At 70.7% G+C, this 15,354-nt stretch carries 17 protein-coding genes; 11 read left to right on the forward strand and 6 right to left on the reverse strand.

The features are described from left to right. Positions 1-14 precede the first annotated feature (14 nt). From AC07RM_RS34650 to AC07RM_RS34660, 3 genes are all read left to right on the forward strand, one after another. Positions 15-731 (forward strand): ComF family protein, encoded by a 717-nt coding sequence (locus tag AC07RM_RS34650; RefSeq protein WP_495337369.1) that lies wholly within the window; start codon positions 15-17, stop codon positions 729-731. 20 nt (positions 732-751) lie between these two features. Further along, positions 752-1,213: a tRNA (uridine(34)/cytosine(34)/5-carboxymethylaminomethyluridine(34)-2'-O)-methyltransferase TrmL gene (gene trmL / locus AC07RM_RS34655; protein WP_203202772.1), complete on the forward strand. Its 462-nt coding sequence runs from the start codon at positions 752-754 to the stop codon at positions 1,211-1,213. A 131-nt stretch (positions 1,214-1,344) separates the two neighbouring features. After that, positions 1,345-1,638, forward strand: coding sequence for a DUF4148 domain-containing protein (locus tag AC07RM_RS34660; protein WP_495337370.1), 294 nt, complete (start codon positions 1,345-1,347; stop codon positions 1,636-1,638). A 21-nt stretch (positions 1,639-1,659) separates the two neighbouring features. Here the strand turns inward: AC07RM_RS34660 and AC07RM_RS34665 are convergent, their stop codons facing one another. Together AC07RM_RS34665 and AC07RM_RS34670 are read right to left on the reverse strand one after the other, a co-directional pair. Beyond that, entirely contained in the window at positions 1,660-2,121 is a 462-nt protein-coding gene (locus tag AC07RM_RS34665; RefSeq protein ID WP_208512965.1) for a MaoC family dehydratase, read from the reverse strand. 94 nt (positions 2,122-2,215) lie between these two features. After that, positions 2,216-2,836 (reverse strand): nucleotide-binding protein, encoded by a 621-nt coding sequence (locus tag AC07RM_RS34670; RefSeq protein WP_208512964.1) that lies wholly within the window; start codon positions 2,834-2,836, stop codon positions 2,216-2,218. A gap of 79 nt (positions 2,837-2,915) precedes the next feature. Here AC07RM_RS34670 and kefF point away from each other — a divergent pair, with 79 nt between their 5' ends. Next, on the forward strand, positions 2,916-3,632 hold the full coding sequence (kefF, locus tag AC07RM_RS34675; protein ID WP_398499932.1) for a glutathione-regulated potassium-efflux system oxidoreductase KefF: 717 nt from the start codon (positions 2,916-2,918) through the stop codon (positions 3,630-3,632). Beyond that, on the forward strand, positions 3,633-5,483 hold the full coding sequence (kefC, locus tag AC07RM_RS34680; protein ID WP_495322606.1) for a glutathione-regulated potassium-efflux system protein KefC: 1,851 nt from the start codon (positions 3,633-3,635) through the stop codon (positions 5,481-5,483). On the opposite strand, the gene AC07RM_RS34685 is transcribed toward kefC, so the two are convergent. Both AC07RM_RS34685 and AC07RM_RS34690 read right to left on the reverse strand, forming a co-directional pair. Then, positions 5,480-6,430, reverse strand: coding sequence for a M14 family metallopeptidase (locus tag AC07RM_RS34685; protein ID WP_495337371.1), 951 nt, complete (start codon positions 6,428-6,430; stop codon positions 5,480-5,482). The two genes, kefC and AC07RM_RS34685, sit on opposite strands and share 4 nt — an antisense overlap. After that, positions 6,427-7,422, reverse strand: a complete 996-nt coding sequence (locus AC07RM_RS34690) for a Bug family tripartite tricarboxylate transporter substrate binding protein (RefSeq protein WP_296799177.1) — start codon at positions 7,420-7,422, stop codon at positions 6,427-6,429. Before AC07RM_RS34690 ends, AC07RM_RS34685 begins: the two co-directional genes overlap by 4 nt. Before the next feature lie 134 nt (positions 7,423-7,556). Here AC07RM_RS34690 and AC07RM_RS34695 point away from each other — a divergent pair, with 134 nt between their 5' ends. After that, complete coding sequence (locus AC07RM_RS34695) at positions 7,557-8,444, forward strand: MurR/RpiR family transcriptional regulator (protein ID WP_495337373.1); 888 nt, start codon at positions 7,557-7,559, stop codon at positions 8,442-8,444. Here the strand turns inward: AC07RM_RS34695 and AC07RM_RS34700 are convergent, their stop codons facing one another. Next, complete coding sequence (locus tag AC07RM_RS34700; protein WP_208512958.1) at positions 8,445-9,323, reverse strand: amidohydrolase family protein; 879 nt, start codon at positions 9,321-9,323, stop codon at positions 8,445-8,447. A 103-nt stretch (positions 9,324-9,426) separates the two neighbouring features. On the opposite strand from AC07RM_RS34700, the gene AC07RM_RS34705 reads away from it, so the two are divergent. The 5 genes from AC07RM_RS34705 to AC07RM_RS34725 all read left to right on the forward strand — a co-directional run bounded on the left by AC07RM_RS34705 (position 9,427) and on the right by AC07RM_RS34725 (position 14,501). After that, positions 9,427-10,200, forward strand: coding sequence for a crotonase/enoyl-CoA hydratase family protein (locus AC07RM_RS34705; protein WP_495337374.1), 774 nt, complete (start codon positions 9,427-9,429; stop codon positions 10,198-10,200). Positions 10,201-10,248: 48 nt separating this feature from the next. Continuing rightward, positions 10,249-12,108: a feruloyl-CoA synthase gene (locus tag AC07RM_RS34710; RefSeq protein WP_495337375.1), complete on the forward strand. Its 1,860-nt coding sequence runs from the start codon at positions 10,249-10,251 to the stop codon at positions 12,106-12,108. A gap of 29 nt (positions 12,109-12,137) precedes the next feature. Beyond that, positions 12,138-12,902 (forward strand): SDR family NAD(P)-dependent oxidoreductase, encoded by a 765-nt coding sequence (locus AC07RM_RS34715; RefSeq protein ID WP_495337376.1) that lies wholly within the window; start codon positions 12,138-12,140, stop codon positions 12,900-12,902. Between the two features lie 29 nt (positions 12,903-12,931). Continuing rightward, the gene (locus tag AC07RM_RS34720; protein WP_093347478.1) at positions 12,932-13,927 is read left to right on the forward strand and encodes a Bug family tripartite tricarboxylate transporter substrate binding protein; all 996 of its coding nucleotides are present in this window, start codon (positions 12,932-12,934) and stop codon (positions 13,925-13,927) included. 73 nt (positions 13,928-14,000) lie between these two features. Continuing rightward, complete coding sequence (locus tag AC07RM_RS34725) at positions 14,001-14,501, forward strand: MarR family winged helix-turn-helix transcriptional regulator (RefSeq protein WP_093347480.1); 501 nt, start codon at positions 14,001-14,003, stop codon at positions 14,499-14,501. A gap of 31 nt (positions 14,502-14,532) precedes the next feature. Here the strand turns inward: AC07RM_RS34725 and AC07RM_RS34730 are convergent, their stop codons facing one another. Continuing rightward, positions 14,533-15,198, reverse strand: a complete 666-nt coding sequence (locus AC07RM_RS34730; RefSeq protein WP_495337377.1) for a TetR/AcrR family transcriptional regulator — start codon at positions 15,196-15,198, stop codon at positions 14,533-14,535. Between the last annotated feature and the right edge of the window lie 156 nt (positions 15,199-15,354).

The following is a 15,354-nucleotide window of genomic DNA, read 5'->3' on the forward strand; positions in this document are numbered from 1 at the left end:
AGTATATTGAGCCCATGCTCAGCCGTTGGACCGCACGCCCTTTGACCTCGCTGTTGGCACGGCTGCCCAGCCAGTGCGCGCTGTGCCGCGACTGGCCGTCGCGCCCGGTGTGCGAGGCCTGCGCCGCGCGCTTCGCCGCCAGCGCGCCGCGCTGCCAGACCTGCGCGCTGCCGCTGCCCGCGGGCGTGGCGCGCTGCGGCGACTGCGTCGTGCACCCGCCGCCGCTCGATGCCTGCCTCGCGGCCTGCAACTACGCCTGGCCGTGGCCGGACTGCGTCGCGGACTTCAAGTTCCACGGCGACACCGGCTGGGCCGGCCCGCTGGCGCAGCTGCTGCGCGCCATCCCCTCGGCGGCGGCGCTGCTCGATGCCTGCGACTGCGTGCTGCCGATGCCGCTCGCGCCGGGCCGGCTGCGCGAGCGCGGCTTCAACCAGGCGCTGGAGCTGGCGCGCCGGCTCGCGCCCGCCAAGACCGATGCCGCGCTGCTGCTGCGCACGCGCGAGACACCGGCCCAGCGCGGCCTCTCGCGCGCCGAGCGCATGCGCAACCTCCAGGGCGCCTTCGCGGTCGAGCCGCTGCGCGCCGATGCACTGGCCGCGCGGCGCGTGGTGCTGGTCGACGACGTGATGACCACCGGCGCCTCGCTGTTCAGCGCGGCCCAGGTGCTGCGGCGCGCGGGCGCCGCGCATGTCGCGGGCATCGTGCTGGCGCGCACCGACAAGCCGCACTGAGCGTGGCGACAATCGGGGCCATGTTCCATATCGTCCTGGTCCACCCCGAGATTCCGCCGAACACCGGCAACGTGATCCGACTCGCCGCCAACACCGGCTGCACCCTGCACCTGGTGGAGCCGCTGGGCTTCTCGATGGACGACAAGCTGCTGCGCCGCGCCGGCCTCGACTACCACGAGTACGCCGAGGTGCGCCGCCATGCGAGCTGGCAGGCGCTGCTCGACAGCGAACGGCCGGCGCCCGATCGCCTGTTCGCGCTCACCACGCGCGGCACCCGCGCCGTGCACGACATCCGCTTCGCGCCCGGCGACTGGCTGGTGTTCGGTTCCGAGACCAGCGGCCTGCCCCCCGCGATCCGCGAGAGCTTCGATCCCGCCCAATGGCTGCGGCTGCCGATGCGCGAAGGCCAGCGCAGCCTCAACCTGTCGAACGCGGTGGCGGTGACGGTGTTCGAGGCCTGGCGGCAAAACGGATTCAAATGAGGCATCGCGACCCCTCGCGCGATGGGGTCGCATCCGAACGGCGGAATCCCCCGTATGGAAAGCATGCCGGCTCGATGCATTCCGGCATGCCGATCCATCCACGCTCCACACGGGGCACGAGGAGTTCCACCATGCAAGCCAAGTCCATCGCCTTCGCCGCCCTCTCCACCCTGGTCCTGAGCCACGGCGCCCAGGCCTTCCAGGGCGAACAGAATCCGCTGCCCGCGGCACCGTTCCAGTCGACGCTGTCGCGCGCCGACGTGCAGGCCCAGGCCCGTCAGCCGCTGCGCATCACCAATGGCGGCACCGGCGTGGCCCGCCCCACCGACGGCATGACCGACCGCGCCGCGGTGCGCGCCAGCGCCGTGGGCATCACGCGCCAGGGCGCGGCCGCCTATGGCGAGATCAGCGACCGCCGCATGTAAGAAAGCAAGGAGCCGCCCGCCTCAGCGGTAGCGGCGCACCACCGACTCGGCCACGCAGGCGGGCTTGGCCGCGCCTTCGAGCTCGATGGTGGTTTCCCAGGTCATCTGGATGCCGTCGTCGGCAATGGGCTCGGAGGTCAGCAGCTTCATGCGCGCGCGCAGCCGCTTGCCCACCGGCACGGGCGACATGAAGCGCACCCGGTTCAGGCCGTAGTTCACGCCCATGCGCGACTCCGTCACGTCGAACGCGGTTTCGTAGAAGCGCGGCAGCAGCGACAGCGTGAGGAAGCCGTGGGCGATCGGCCCGCCGAACGGACCGGCCTTCGCGCGTTCGATGTCGACGTGGATCCACTGGTGGTCGCCGGTCGCCTCGGCGAACTGGTTGACCTGCTCCTGGGTGATGGTGATCCAGTCGCTCACCGCGACTTCCTGGCCGACGCAGGCGGCCAGATCCTGAAGGGTCTGGAAGGTCTTCTTGGTCATGCGCCGCACTCTAGCGGCAAGGCCGCGGCCGCGGGTGTCGGCACGGCGACAAGCGGGCTCAGGGAATACCTGGGGCGCAGCGGCATGCGGCGGCTCAGCTCTCGAGCCATTCGCAGATCGGCTGCCACTGCTCGAGGTCGCGCTGCACCCGGCCCGGCGCGATGTCGAACAGGGTGAGCCCGCGCGCCGCGAGCTGCACGTAGTTCTGCGTGTCGCGCAGCTCGCCGACCACCGGCACGCCCAGCCCCGCGATGAATTCGTTGAGCCGGTCGGCCGCCAGGGTGCGGGCGTTGACGCGCATGCCGACCAGGCCGATCTGCGTCTTCTCGGCGCGGCGCTGCTCGAGCAGCCGGTCGATGAATTCGCGCGTGGCGTAGATGTCGAAGATGCTCGGCTGCAGCGGCACGATGAGCTTGTCGGCCAGCCCGATCACGTCCTTGAAGCGCCAGCCGTGCAGGCCGGCCGGGGTGTCGAGCACCGCATGGGTGGTGCCGCGCGGCGGGCGCACCACACTGTTGTCGCCGGTGGCGTCCCAGGTCGAAATCGGCCGCGCCTGCGGCGGACGCAGCCCGAGCCAGAGCCGGGAGGACTGCTGGCGATCCACGTCGCCGAGCATCACGGCATGGCCGCGGCTCGCAAAGTAGCCCGCGATGTTCGTCGCGAGCGTCGACTTGCCAACGCCACCCTTGGGATTGGCGACCAAAACCACCGGCATGGAAATCTCCTCCAGAAGGGACAGTCCGCCATGGTAGTGGCTGGCGCCCAAAATCCCGGGACTGCGCTATGTTCGCAGGATGACGACAACAACATCCACGGGAACCCCTCAGGGCGGAGGCACCTACGTGCTCGCCGCCCATCCGCACTGGCGCGATTCGCGCGTGAACCGCCGGCTGCTGGCCGCGGCGCGCGCGGTGCCGGGCGTCGATGTCAACGACCTCTACGGCACCTACCCCGACTACGCGATCGACGTCGAGGCCGAGCAGCGGCGCCTCGAACGCGCCCAGTTGGTGGTGCTGCTGCATCCGATCCAGTGGTATTCGATGCCGGCGCTGCAGAAGCTCTGGGTCGACGAGGTATTGGCCTACGGCTGGGCCTATGGCCCCGAGGGCATCGCGCTGCAGGGCAAGGACCTGTGGCTGGTCGCCACCACCGGCAGCCCCGAGAGCAGCTACCACCCGCAGGGCTACCACCGCTTCTTCTTCGACGCCTTCCTGCCGCCCTACGAGCAGACCGCCGCGCTGTGCGGCATGCGCTTCCTGCCGCCGCTGATCTTCCACGGCGCGCGCAGCGCCCCCGAGGCCGAAGTGGCCGCGCACGTCGAGGTCTTCGCCCAGCGCCTGGGCAGCTACCCCGACTGGCCCGAGATGGACGAGCTCGACGCCTGCGTGGCCTGCCCGGTGCCCGAGAGCGACCGGCCGGCCGAATCGGACGACATCGGCAAGGTGGTCGAGCGGGTGTTCCAGACCACCATGAGCCGCCGGCTGGCCGCGACGACCGACGGGAGCGCCTGAATGGAGCACGCGCCCGCCTGGCTGACCAACAGCCTGATCTACCTGAGCGCCGCCGTGCTGGTGGTGCCGCTGTCCAAGGCCCTGGGCCTCGGCTCCATCATCGGCTACCTGGTGGCCGGCATCGCCATCGGCCCCTGGGGGCTGGGGCTGGTGTCGCGCGTGGAGGACGTGCTGCATTTCGCCGAGTTCGGCGTGGTGCTGATGCTGTTCCTGGTCGGCCTCGAGCTCGAGCCCAAGCGGCTGTGGAACCTGCGCCGGCCGATCTTCGGCTGGGGCACGGCCCAGGTGCTCAGCTGCGCCGCCGTGCTGTTCGCCATCGGCTGCGCGGTCGGCGCGCCCTGGCGCGTGTCGCTGGTGGCGGCGCTCGGGCTGGCGCTGTCCTCGACCGCGATCGCGCTGCAGGTGTTCGGCGAACGCAACCTGCTGCGCACGCCGAGCGGCCAGGCCGGCTTCTCGATCCTGCTGTTCCAGGACGTGGCGGCGATCCCGATCCTCGCCATCCTGCCGCTGCTGGCCGGCGCCACCGCGGCCGAGCAGTCGATGAGCGGCCTCGACCGGCTGCTCGAGGGCCTGAAGATCTTCGGCGTGATCGGCGGCATCGTGCTGGGCGGCCGGCTCGCGCTGCGCCCGGTGCTGCGCTGGATCGCGCGCAGCGACACGCCCGAGATCTTCACCGCCGCCGCGCTGCTGCTGGTGGTGGCGATCGCGGCGCTGATGCAGTTCGTCGGCCTGTCGATGGCGCTGGGCGCCTTCCTCGCGGGCGTGCTGCTGGCCGAGAGCGAATACCGGCGCGAGCTCGAAACCGACATCGAGCCCTTCAAGGGCCTCTTGCTCGGGCTGTTCTTCATCGCCGTGGGCATGACGATCGATTTCGGCGTGCTGCTCGCGAGCCCCTGGATCATGGCCATGCTGGTGTTCGGCTTCATGGCCATCAAGCTGGTGGTGATCTACGCGCTGGCCAAGGCGATGGGGCTGGCCTACCAGGAGCGCCCGGTGTTCACGCTGCTGCTGGCGCAGGGCGGCGAGTTCGCCTTCGTGGTGTTCCAGTCGGCCGGGCCCGACGTGCTGCCGCCGCAGGTCACCTCGCTGCTGATCGGCGCGGTCGCGCTGTCGATGCTGCTGTCGCCGCTGCTGCTGGTGCTGATCGACCGCTACCTGCTGCCGCGCTACAGCCGCATCGGCGGGCCGCAGCTCGAGGAGATCTCGGAGCAGCAGGACGCCAAGGTGCTGATCTGCGGCTTCGGCCGCTACGGCCAGATCGTGGGCCGCATGCTGATGTCGCAGGGGCTGCGCGTGACGGTGCTCGACCACGACGCCGACAACGTCGAGGGCCTGCGCGAATTCGGCTTCCGGGTGTTCTACGGCGATGCCACGCGCCTCGACCTGCTGCGCACCGCGGGCGCCGGCACGGCCAAGGCGGTGGTGGTGGCGGTCGACGACATCGAGCAGTCGCTCGAGATCGTCGACCTGTTCCGCGAGAACTTCCCGCAGGCGCAGATCATCGCGCGGGCGCGCAACGTGAGCCACCTGTTCCAGCTGCGCGACCGCGGCGTGACGCTGGTCGAGCGCGAGGTCTTCGAGTCGTCGCTGCGCAGCGCGCGCTCGGTGCTCGAGGTGCTGGGCTGGCCCGCGCACGAGGCGCGCGAATCGAGCATGCGCTTCCGCGAGCGCAACCTCAAGCTCACCGACGACATCTATCCGCACTACAAGGACCGCGCGAAGCTGATCGCGGTCAACAAGGCGGGCCGCCAGCAGTTCGAGGAGCAGATGGCGCGCGAGCGCGAGGAGCGCAAGCGGCGCGCCGGGCGCGACTGGGACCGGCAGGAAGAGGACGAGGAGCGGGTGCCTTAGACCGGCACCGTCAGGTACACGCCCTCGCGCCCCACCAGCGCCGCGCGCGTGGGCATGAACACCGTGCAGCCGTCGCAGGGCGAACGGATCTCCTGCCCCGCGTCGACCGCGATCAGTTCGCCCCGGTCGAAGGTCTCGAAGCCCAGCAGCGGCCGCACGAAGGCGAAGCTCTCGGTCTTCACCATGTGCACCTCGAGCAGGCGAAAGCGGCGCGCGGGCGCGGCGGGCGCCTGCGGGGCCACCGGATCGACCAGCCCGAGCTGCGCGAGAAAACGCTGCGTCACGTCGACCGCGAGTTCGGCGGCCGATCGGCTGAAGTGCTGGCCGCACTCCACCACGACGGCTGCGCCCTTTCCCTCGACTTCACCGTGGCGGCCGTAGCCGATCACGCCGGTGCCGGGCGCCGCGCCCGCGGGCATCACCAGGTGCACCAGCGGCGCGCCCACGGCCAGCGCCAGCCGCGCATTGCGCTCGAGCTCCGGATAGACCCAGAAGGGCTGCACCGGTGCGCGCGTCGAATGGATGTCGAGCACGTGATCGGCCGCGTCGAGCACCGGCCGCAGTTCGCGCGCGCGGCGCAGCTCGGGGCTTTGCTCGTTGCCGTCGAGCAGCGCCGGCGTCCAGATGCGGTTGAGGTTGTGCACCAGCTGGCGGTTCTCGTAGGGCCGCTCGATGTCGAAGGCCTCGTAGGCCTCGACGTTGGCGAAGCTCACGGTCAGCGTGCCGATCTTCGGGCGCACGCCGCGGTCGAGCAGGCCGGTGGCCGCCACCATGCCGCAGATCTCGTTGCCGTGCGTCAGCGCATTGACCAGCACGTGCGGCCCGGGCCGGCCCGATTCGAAACGATGGACGTAGTCGATGCCGGTGTTGCCCGCGCGGTAGGCCGAGAGGTCGCGCGGCAGCACCTCGAGCGGCGCGGTGTCGGGGGTGAACGAGGACACGGTCATTCGCCGCGGATCCCCGCGCGCTTCACCATCTCGCCGTACAGCGCGAGGCGCTCCGACATCATGGCCGTGAACTGCGCGGGCGACTGCTGCTCGGGCGTGAGCGAACCGCGCGACTCCAGCGCCTCGACCATGGACGGCTGGTCGGCCACCGAGCGCACGGCCTTGTGCAAGGTGGCGATCACGTCGCCCGGCGTCTTCGCGGGCGCGGCCAGGCCGATCCACGAGGTGGTGTTGAGCACCGGGTAGCCGAGCTCCGCGAAGGTCGGCACGTCGGGCAGCGCCGCGACGCGCGCCGGCGCGGCCACCGCGAGCGCGCGCAGCTTGCCGGCCTGGATGTGCGGCAGGAAGGGCGCGAGGTTGTCGAGGCCGAACTGCACCTCGTTCGAGATCAGCGCCGTGACCAGCGGGCCGCCGCCGCGGTACGGCACGTGCGTGGCATTGAGCTGCAGCTGCGACTTCATCAGCTCGACGTTGAGCTGGCCCATGCTGCCGGGCCCGGCGCTGCAGAAATTGAGCTCGCCCGGGCGCGCCTTCACGAGCGCGACGAATTCCTTGAAGTTCTTCGCGGGCACGGCCGGGTTCACCAGCAGCACGTTGATCGAGCGCGCGAGCTGGCTGATGGAGGCGAAGTCCTTGATCGGGTCGTAGCCGGGGTTGGCCTGCGTGAGCGGATTCGCGAGGTGCGAGCTCTGCGACGAGACCACCAGCGTGTAGCCGTCGGGCTTGGCGCGCGCCACCTGCGCGCTGGCGATCGAGCCGCCCGCGCCGCCGCGGTTGTCGATCACCACCGGCGCGCCCAGCGCCTTCGCGAGCGGGTCGGCATAGAGCCGCGCGATCAGGTCCACCGAGCCGCCGGCCGGGAACGGCACCACCAGCGTGACAGGCCGCGACGGATAGGCCTGCGCATGCGCCGCCAGCGGCAGCGCGGCCGCGAGGCCCGCGCCCAGGAAGGTGCGGCGGCGCAGCGCGGAGGCGGAAAGGGGGAAGGTCATGGAAGCGTCCTGGAATCGGGAAGGGATGGGGCCTGAATGTGCGCGCATTCTTGCAAGGTCGTCACAGTTTTGCAATAACCATTGCAAAATCGGAGTCCATCGCGACCCCTGCGCGGGCAGAATGCCCGGCGACCATGAACCTCAACCAACGCATCTCGGGCTACGGCCGCAAGCTCACGCGCAGCGAGCAGCGCCTGATCGAGGAACTGCAGACGCGCTATCCCCAGGGCCTGCTCGAATCTGCAACGAGCCTTGCAAAGAAGGTGGGCACCAGCGCCTCGACCGTGGTGCGGCTGCTCGCCAAGCTCGGCTATCCCAGCTACGCGGAAGCGCAGCTCGAGGCCCGCTCCGAGGTCACGGCGCGGCTGGCCTCGCCCGCCACGCGCGCCGATGCCGTGATCGTCGACGACGCCTCGGTGCGCACCTGCCTCGCCAACGCGCTGCTGCACGACCAGCACAACCTGAGCTCGACCTTCGCGGCCATCGATCCCGTGGCCTTCGAAGCCGCCGTGCGGCTGCTGGTGCAGCGCAAGGCGCGCGTGCACGTGCTGGGCCACCGGCATGCGGCCGCCATCGCGGGCCACCTGGCGCTGCATCTGAACCTGTGCCTGCCCGAGGTGCGGCCGCTGGCCGGCACGGCCGCGCTGCCGCTCGAGGACCAGCTGCTGTGGATCGGCGAAAACGACGTGCTGCTGGCCGTCACCTTCCGGCGCCACTCGCTGGCCACGGCGCGCGCGGCGGCCTACTTCCGCGAACGCGGCGCGAAGGTGATCGTGATCACCGACAGCCCCTCGGCGACCGCGGCCGCCTCGGCCGACCACCTGATGCTGGTGCGCACCTCGAGCGCCTCGCCCTTCGATTCCTACACGGCCGCCTTCTCGCTGTGCAATGCGCTGGTCACCGCGGTCGTGCAGCGGCGCAAGAAGGAGCTGGGCGCCGCGCTCGAACGCGGCGACGCCCTGTGGGAGCAGCACTGGAACGACGCCGCCGCGCCGGCGGGCCGTGCGCGCAAGCCGGACTGATCAGGCCGCGGCTGAAGTCTCGAGCCGCAGCAGCCGCACCGCGTTGCCCTTCAAGATGCCCGGCATCACCTCGGGCTTGAAGCCCGCGACCTCGAAGTCCTTCATCCAGCGCTCGGGCGTGATCAGCGGGTAGTCGCTGCCGAACAGCACGCGGTCCTTCAGCAGCGTGTTGGCGTACTGCACCAGCTGCTTCGGAAAGTACTTGGGGCTCCAGCCCGACAGGTCGATCCAGACGTTGGGCTTGTGCGTGGCCACGCTCAGCGCCTCGTCCTGCCAGGGGAAGCTGGGGTGGGCCATCACGATCTGCATGTCGGGGAAGGCTATCGCCACGTCGTCCAGGTGCATCGGGTTGCTGTACTCGAGCCGCAGGCCGCCGCCGCAGCGCATGCCCGAGCCGATGCCGCTGTGGCCGGTGTGGAAGATCGCGGGCATGCCGTACTCGGCCACCACCTCGTAGATCGGCCAGGCCATGCGGTCGTAGGGGTGGAAGGCCTGCACCGTCGGGTGGAACTTGAAGCCCTTGACGCCGTGCTCCTCGATCAGCCGCCGCGCCTCGCGCGCGCCCATCTTTCCCTTGTGCGGATCGATGCTCGCGAAGGCGATCATCATGTCGGCGTTCTTCTGCGCGGCCTCGGCGATCTCCTCGTTCGGGATGCGCCGCCGGCCCATGTTCGACTCGGCGTCGACCATGAACATCACCAGCCCCAGCTTGCGCTCGCGGTAATAGGCCACCGTCTCCTCGATCGTCGGGCGGCGGTTCGAGCCGAAGTACTTGTCGGCCGCGCGGTCGTACTCCTCGCCGTAGTTGTCGAACGGGTTCCAGCAGCTCACCTCGGCATGGGTGTGGATATCGATCGCGATCAGGTTCTGGTGGTCCACTTCATCGTCTCCTTTACGGGAAAGTCCCTAGTCCGCGGCATCGTCGAATGCCTTGAATTGATTATTTCACATAACCATAATCCGCTTCAATCCAGAACGCAACATGACCTCTTCCGACCTCCACATCGAACTCCGCGACGACGTCGCCATCATTCGCCTGACGCGCGGCGCCAAGCGCAACGCGCTGTCGGACGGCCTGATCCTCGCGCTGCGCGATGCCTTCCAGAACCTGCCCGCCAGCGTGGGCGCGGCCGTGATCGATGGCGAGGGCCCGCACTTCTGCGCCGGCCTCGACCTGAGCGAACTCAAGGAGCGCGACGCGGGCCAGGGCCTCGCCCATTCGCGCCTGTGGCATGCGGCGCTGGAGTGCATCGAGAAGGGCCCGGTGCCGGTGATCGCCGCGCTGCACGGCGCGGTGGTCGGCGGCGGGCTCGAGCTCGCGAGCGCCTGCCACATCCGCGTGGCCGACCGCAGCACCTTCTATGCGCTGCCCGAGGGCTCGCGCGGCATCTTCGTGGGCGGCGGCGGCTCGGTGCGCATCCCCAGGCTGATCGGCGTGGCGCGCATGACCGACATGATGATGACCGGCCGCGTCTACAACGCCGAGGAAGGCGAGCGCGCCAACTTCGCGCAGTACCTGGTCGACGAGGGCACGGCCTTCGACAAGGCCTTCGAGCTCGCCAAGCGCGTGGCCACCAACGCGCCGCTCACCAACTACGCGCTGATGCACGCGCTGCCGCGCATCGCCGAGCAGCCGGCCGACCACGGCTTCTTCACCGAGGCGCTGATGTCCGGCATCGTGCAGGCCGCGCCCGAGGCCAAGCAGCGCGTGCGCGACTTCCTCGAAGGCCGCGGCGCCAAGGTCAGCAAGGGCTGAGGCCCTTCCTTCATTCATTCACCGATCCACTCACGCACGGGCGCCCCGATGACGGCCATCAAATACCGACCGCTCGCCTTCGGCGTCACGCGCGCGCTGCTGCGCGACGGCGCGCCCGGCACGCAGTACCTGCGCGCGGAAACGCCGCTGCGCCCCTACCGCGAGCGCATGACCGACCGGCTGCACCACTGGGCCGAGGCGGCGCCCGAGCGCACCTTCATCGCGCGCCGCGCGCGGCTGCCCGATGGCGGCACCGGCGACTGGCTGCGCGTGAGCTACGCCGAGGCGCTGCACAAGGCGCGCGCGATCGGCCAGGCCCTGCTCGCGCGCGGCCTCGATGCCGAGCGCCCGGTGGCGATCCTCAGCGAGAACGGCATCGAGCACGCGCTGCTCGCGCTCGGCTGCCTCTACGCGGGCGTGCCCTACTGCCCGGTCTCGCCACCCTACTCGCTCGTGAGCCAGGATTTCGACAAGCTGCGCCACGTGCTGGCCACGCTCACGCCGGGCCTGGTGTTCGCGGCCGACGCCGCGCGCTATGCCCGCGCGATCGAGGCCACGCTGCCGGCCGACGCGGACGTCGAGATCGTGCTGGCCGAAGGCGAGCTGCCCGGCCGCGCCACCACCTCCTTCGACGCGCTCGCGGCGACGCTGCCCACGCCCGCCATCGACGCCGCGATGCACGCCACCGGCCCCGACACCATCACCAAGTTCCTGTTCACCTCGGGCTCGACCAAGATGCCCAAGGCGGTGGTCAACACGCACCGCATGTGGTGCGCCAACCAGCAGCAGCTGCGCCAGTCGATCCCGGCGCTGGGCGACGAGCCGCCGGTGCTGGTCGACTGGCTGCCGTGGAACCACACCTTCGGCGGCAACCACAACGTCGGCATCGTGCTCGACAACGGCGGCACGCTCTACATCGACGAGGGCAAGCCCACGGCCACCGGCATGGCCGAGACGCTGCGCAACCTGCGCGAGATCGCGCCCACCATCTACTTCAACGTGCCGACCGGCTTCGAGGCGATCGCGCAGGCGATGGAGACCGACCCGGTGCTGCGGCGCAACCTGCTGTCGCGCGTGAAGATGTTCTTCTACTCGGGCGCGGCGCTGTCGCAGCCGGTCTGGGACAGCCTGCACCGCACGCAGGAGGCCGAGGTCGGCGAGCGCATCGTGATGGGCACCGGCCTGGGCATGACCGAGTCGGGCCCGTTCGCGCTCTACGTGACCGGCCCCGACGTGAAGTCGGGCGACGTCGGCCTGCCCGCGGCGGGCATTGAGCTCAAGCTGATCGAGGTCGACGGCAAGACCGAGGTGCGCTATCGCGGCCCCAACATCACGCCCGGCTACTGGCGCGCGCCCGAGGCCACGGCCGAGGCCTTCGACGAGGAAGGCTTCTTCTCGACCGGCGACGCGGTGAAGTGGATCGACGACGCCGACATCCACCGCGGCCTGCGCTTCGACGGCCGCATCGCCGAGGACTTCAAGCTCGCCACCGGCACCTTCGTGAGCGTGGGCCCGCTGCGCGCGAAGATCGCCACGGCCGGCTCGCCCTACGTGCAGGACGCGGTGCTGACCGGCATCAACCTCAAGGAGGTCGGCGCGCTGGTCTTCACTACGCAGAAGGTGCGCCAGCTCGCGGGCCTCGACGCCGGCGCGAGCATGCGGCAGGTGCTCGAGAGCGCACCAGTGCAGGCGCACTTCCAGCAGGTGCTGGACCAGCTCGCCGCCGCGAGCACCGGCAGCGCCAACCGCATCGCGCGGCTGCACCTGATGAGCGAGCCGCCCTCAATCGACAAGGGCGAGGTCACCGACAAGGGCTCGATCAACCAGCGCGCCGTGCTCAAGCACCGCGCCGCGCTGGTCGAGGCGCTGCACGACGGCACGCTGCCCTTCACCTTGCGGCCGCGCTGACGCTTTTTTCCCTCTTTGGAGACGAACCCATGAAGATCGAAGGACAGGCCGCACTCGTGACCGGCGGCGCATCGGGCCTCGGCGAGGCCACCGCGCGCGAACTCGCGCGCCTGGGCGCGAAGGTGGCGCTGCTCGACCGCAGTGCCGAGCTGGCCGCGAAGGTCGCGGACCAGATCGGCGGCATCGCCTGCGCCTGCGACATCACCGATGCCGCGAGCGTGAGCGCCGCGCTCGACCGGGCCGAGGCCGCGCACGGCCCGGCGCGCATCCTGATGAACGTGGCCGGCATCGGCAGCGCCAAGCGCATCGTCGGCAAGGACGGCAACCCGGCGCCGCTCGAGGACTTCGTGCGCGTGGTCAACGTCAACCTGATCGGCAGCTACAACGTGGCGCGCCTGTTCGCCGCGCGCTGCGCGAAGCTAGCGGCGCTCGCCAACGGCGAGAAGGGCGTGATGCTGTTCACCGCCTCGGTCGCGGCCTTCGACGGCCAGGTCGGCCAGCAGGCCTACAGCGCCTCGAAGGGCGGCCTGGTGGGCATGACCCTGCCGATGGCGCGCGATCTCGCGCAGCACGCGATCCGCGTCTGCACCGTCGCGCCCGGCCTGTTCGCCACGCCGCTGCTGCTCGAGCTGCCCGAGCCGGTGCAGCAGTCGCTCGCGGCCTCGATCCCGTTCCCGCCGCGGCTGGGCCAGCCCTCGGAATTCGCCGAGCTGGCCTGCCACGTCGTGACCAACGGCCACCTCAACGGCGAGGTGATCCGCCTCGACGGCGCGCTGCGCATGGCGCCGCGATAGATCCAGCACCACCAACCGGAGACAAGACCATGACCAACCGACGTCAGTTCGTGACGGCGCTCGGCGGCGCAGCCGCGCTCGGCGCCCTGCAGCATCCCCTGGCCGCGCTGGCCGAGATCGTCGCCCAGCAGGTGAAGATCTACTACGGCTTCCCGGCCGGCAGCGCGGGCGACAGCGTGGCGCGCCGCGTGGCCGACAAGCTCGGCGGCACCGACTTCACCAAGCTCAACCCCGTGGTCGAGAACAAGCCCGGCGCCGGCGGGCGCATCGCGCTCGACTCGCTCAAGAGCGCGCCGGCCGACGGCTCGGTGCTCGCGCTCTCGCAGGCCTCGGCGCTGTCGACCTATCCCTACATCTACAGCAAGCTGAGCTACGGCCTGGCCGACTTCGCGCCGGTCTCGATCGGCGCGGTGATGACGCACGGCCTGGCGGTCGGCCCGATGGTGCCGGCCAGCGTGAAGACCCTGAAGGACTACGTGGCCTGGGCCAAGGCCAACCCGGGCCAGGCCAGCTACGGCTCGCCGGGCGCGGGCTCCACGCCGCACTTCCTGGGCGCGCTGCTGGGCCTCAACAGCGGCGCCGACCTGCGCCACGTGCCCTACCGCGGCTCGCTGCCGGCGGTCAACGACGTGGTGGGCGGCCAGATCGCCTCCAGCCTCACGCCCAGCGGCGACTACCTGCCCTTCGTCAAGGCCAACAAGCTGCGCGTGCTCGCCACCTCGGGCGCCCAGCGCGCCGCCTACCTGCCCGAGGTGCCGACCTTCGCCGAGCAGGGCTTCCCCGAGCTGGTGGCCGACGAATGGTTCGGCTTCTTCGCGCCCGCGAAGACGCCCGCGCCGGTGATCGCCGCCGCGAGCGGCGCGATCCAGGCCGCGCTCAAGGACAAGGCCGTGGCCGACGGCCTGCTGTCGGTGGGCCTGATCGCGCAGGGCTCCACGCCCGAGGAGATGCGCCGGTCGCTGCAGTCCGAGTACGAGCGCTGGGGCCCGCTGGTGAAGAAGATCGGCTTCACCGCGGAGTCCTGAGCCCGCGCCGGGCTGTCGCCAAGTCGCCACCGGCCCGGCGCTTCGGGGCCCCGCTCGCGGTTACGCTTGCGCCATGCCCACCTCCCCGAAATCCGCCGCTCCGAAGAGCGCGAAGAGCGACATGGCCGCCGCGCCGCTCGGCCGGACGGACCGCCTCGACGCGCGCGTGCTCGAGACCCTGGTCGGCTACAACGCGCGCCGCGCCTGGCTGGTGGTGAGCGCGCTGTTCGCCAAGCGCATGGCGGCCTTCAAGCTCAAGCAGATCGACTTCTCGGTGCTCTCGCTGCTGGCGCACAACCCGGGCGCCACCTCGCGCCAGATCTGCAGCACGCTCGACATCCTGCCGCCCAACCTCGTGAGCCTGGTGGCCGAGCTCGACGCGCGCGCGCTGATCGAGCGCAAGCCGCATCCACACGACGGCCGCGCGGTCGGCCTGCATCTCACGCCGGCCGGCGAGGCGCTGGTGCGCGAGGCCGAGCAGGCCGTGATCCAGCTCGAGCTCGATGCCAGCGCGCGGCTCAATGCGCGCGAGCGCGAGACGCTGATCAAGCTGCTGCAGAAGGTCTACCTTTGAGCCTTTGAGCGCCTGAACAGGTGAGCCGCGCCTACTGCAGGCCCAGCTCCACCATCTCCAGCAGCCGCAGGGTCAGCGGCTCCAGCACCGACGGGTCGGCCTCCTTGAGCGGGCCCTCGATGATCAGCAGCGCGAGCCCGTGCACCGCCGACCAGGCCAGGTACTCGGCATTCGGGCGCCGTGCCGGATCGAGCGCGCCGGCCTCCACCAGCCGGTCCAACCCCGAGCCCAGCAGCTGGAACGGGTCCATGCCGCTCGCGCCCGCGCTCGAGGGGCCGACGGTGCCGCGCGCCTCGTCGGAAGAGATCACGAAGGCGGTGCGGAACAGCCCCGGTTGGTCCTGCGCGAAACGCAGGTAGCCCGAGCCGATCGCCCGCACCCAGGCGCGCGCGTAGTCGGCCGGCGGCTGGTCGTGCGAGATCGCGGCAAGCTCCTTCTCCATCGAGCGCGCCGCGGCCGACAGCGCCGCGCCGCGCACCGCCAGCAGCAGCTCGTGCCGGCTCGCGAAGTGGCGGTAGGCCGCGTTGGGCACCACGCCCACGCGGCGCGTGGCCTCGCGCAGCACCACGGCGTCGGGACCGCCGTCGCGCGCCAGCTCGATGCCCGCGTCCAGCAAGGCCCGGCGCAGGTCGCCATGGCGGTAGGTGGAGCGCGAGGGCGGCGCGGATTCGGCGGCGATGGCGGCGTTGCGGACCATTTCCTTCTTTCTCGGACTACGATTTTTCGATGTGGACAGTGTCCATTATCTTTGCTATTCTTTGTGGACGGTGTACACAAAGTAGTGCCATCGTATTCGCCCCGGGCTCTGCTGCCCAGCGGCGCCCCCGGAATAACCGCTCTTGCAAAGAGGAAT

This window comes from Variovorax sp. GW821-FHT09B05, from assembly GCF_059418265.1.

Excerpts from the sequence above, each read along its gene's own strand:
- AC07RM_RS34650 (WP_495337369.1), top strand. The coding sequence starts at position 15 with ATGCTCAGCCGTTGGACCGCACGCCCTTTGACCTCGCTGTTGGCACGG.
- trmL (WP_203202772.1), top strand. The coding sequence starts at position 752 with ATGTTCCATATCGTCCTGGTCCACCCCGAGATTCCGCCGAACACCGGC.
- AC07RM_RS34660 (WP_495337370.1), top strand. The coding sequence starts at position 1,345 with ATGCAAGCCAAGTCCATCGCCTTCGCCGCCCTCTCCACCCTGGTCCTG.
- AC07RM_RS34665 (WP_208512965.1), bottom strand. The coding sequence starts at position 2,121 with ATGACCAAGAAGACCTTCCAGACCCTTCAGGATCTGGCCGCCTGCGTC.
- AC07RM_RS34670 (WP_208512964.1), bottom strand. The coding sequence starts at position 2,836 with ATGCCGGTGGTTTTGGTCGCCAATCCCAAGGGTGGCGTTGGCAAGTCG.
- kefF (WP_398499932.1), top strand. The coding sequence starts at position 2,916 with ATGACGACAACAACATCCACGGGAACCCCTCAGGGCGGAGGCACCTAC.
- kefC (WP_495322606.1), top strand. The coding sequence starts at position 3,633 with ATGGAGCACGCGCCCGCCTGGCTGACCAACAGCCTGATCTACCTGAGC.
- AC07RM_RS34685 (WP_495337371.1), bottom strand. The coding sequence starts at position 6,430 with ATGACCGTGTCCTCGTTCACCCCCGACACCGCGCCGCTCGAGGTGCTG.
- AC07RM_RS34690 (WP_296799177.1), bottom strand. The coding sequence starts at position 7,422 with ATGACCTTCCCCCTTTCCGCCTCCGCGCTGCGCCGCCGCACCTTCCTG.
- AC07RM_RS34695 (WP_495337373.1), top strand. The coding sequence starts at position 7,557 with ATGAACCTCAACCAACGCATCTCGGGCTACGGCCGCAAGCTCACGCGC.
- AC07RM_RS34705 (WP_495337374.1), top strand. The coding sequence starts at position 9,427 with ATGACCTCTTCCGACCTCCACATCGAACTCCGCGACGACGTCGCCATC.
- AC07RM_RS34710 (WP_495337375.1), top strand. The coding sequence starts at position 10,249 with ATGACGGCCATCAAATACCGACCGCTCGCCTTCGGCGTCACGCGCGCG.
- AC07RM_RS34715 (WP_495337376.1), top strand. The coding sequence starts at position 12,138 with ATGAAGATCGAAGGACAGGCCGCACTCGTGACCGGCGGCGCATCGGGC.
- AC07RM_RS34720 (WP_093347478.1), top strand. The coding sequence starts at position 12,932 with ATGACCAACCGACGTCAGTTCGTGACGGCGCTCGGCGGCGCAGCCGCG.
- AC07RM_RS34725 (WP_093347480.1), top strand. The coding sequence starts at position 14,001 with ATGCCCACCTCCCCGAAATCCGCCGCTCCGAAGAGCGCGAAGAGCGAC.
- AC07RM_RS34730 (WP_495337377.1), bottom strand. The coding sequence starts at position 15,198 with ATGGTCCGCAACGCCGCCATCGCCGCCGAATCCGCGCCGCCCTCGCGC.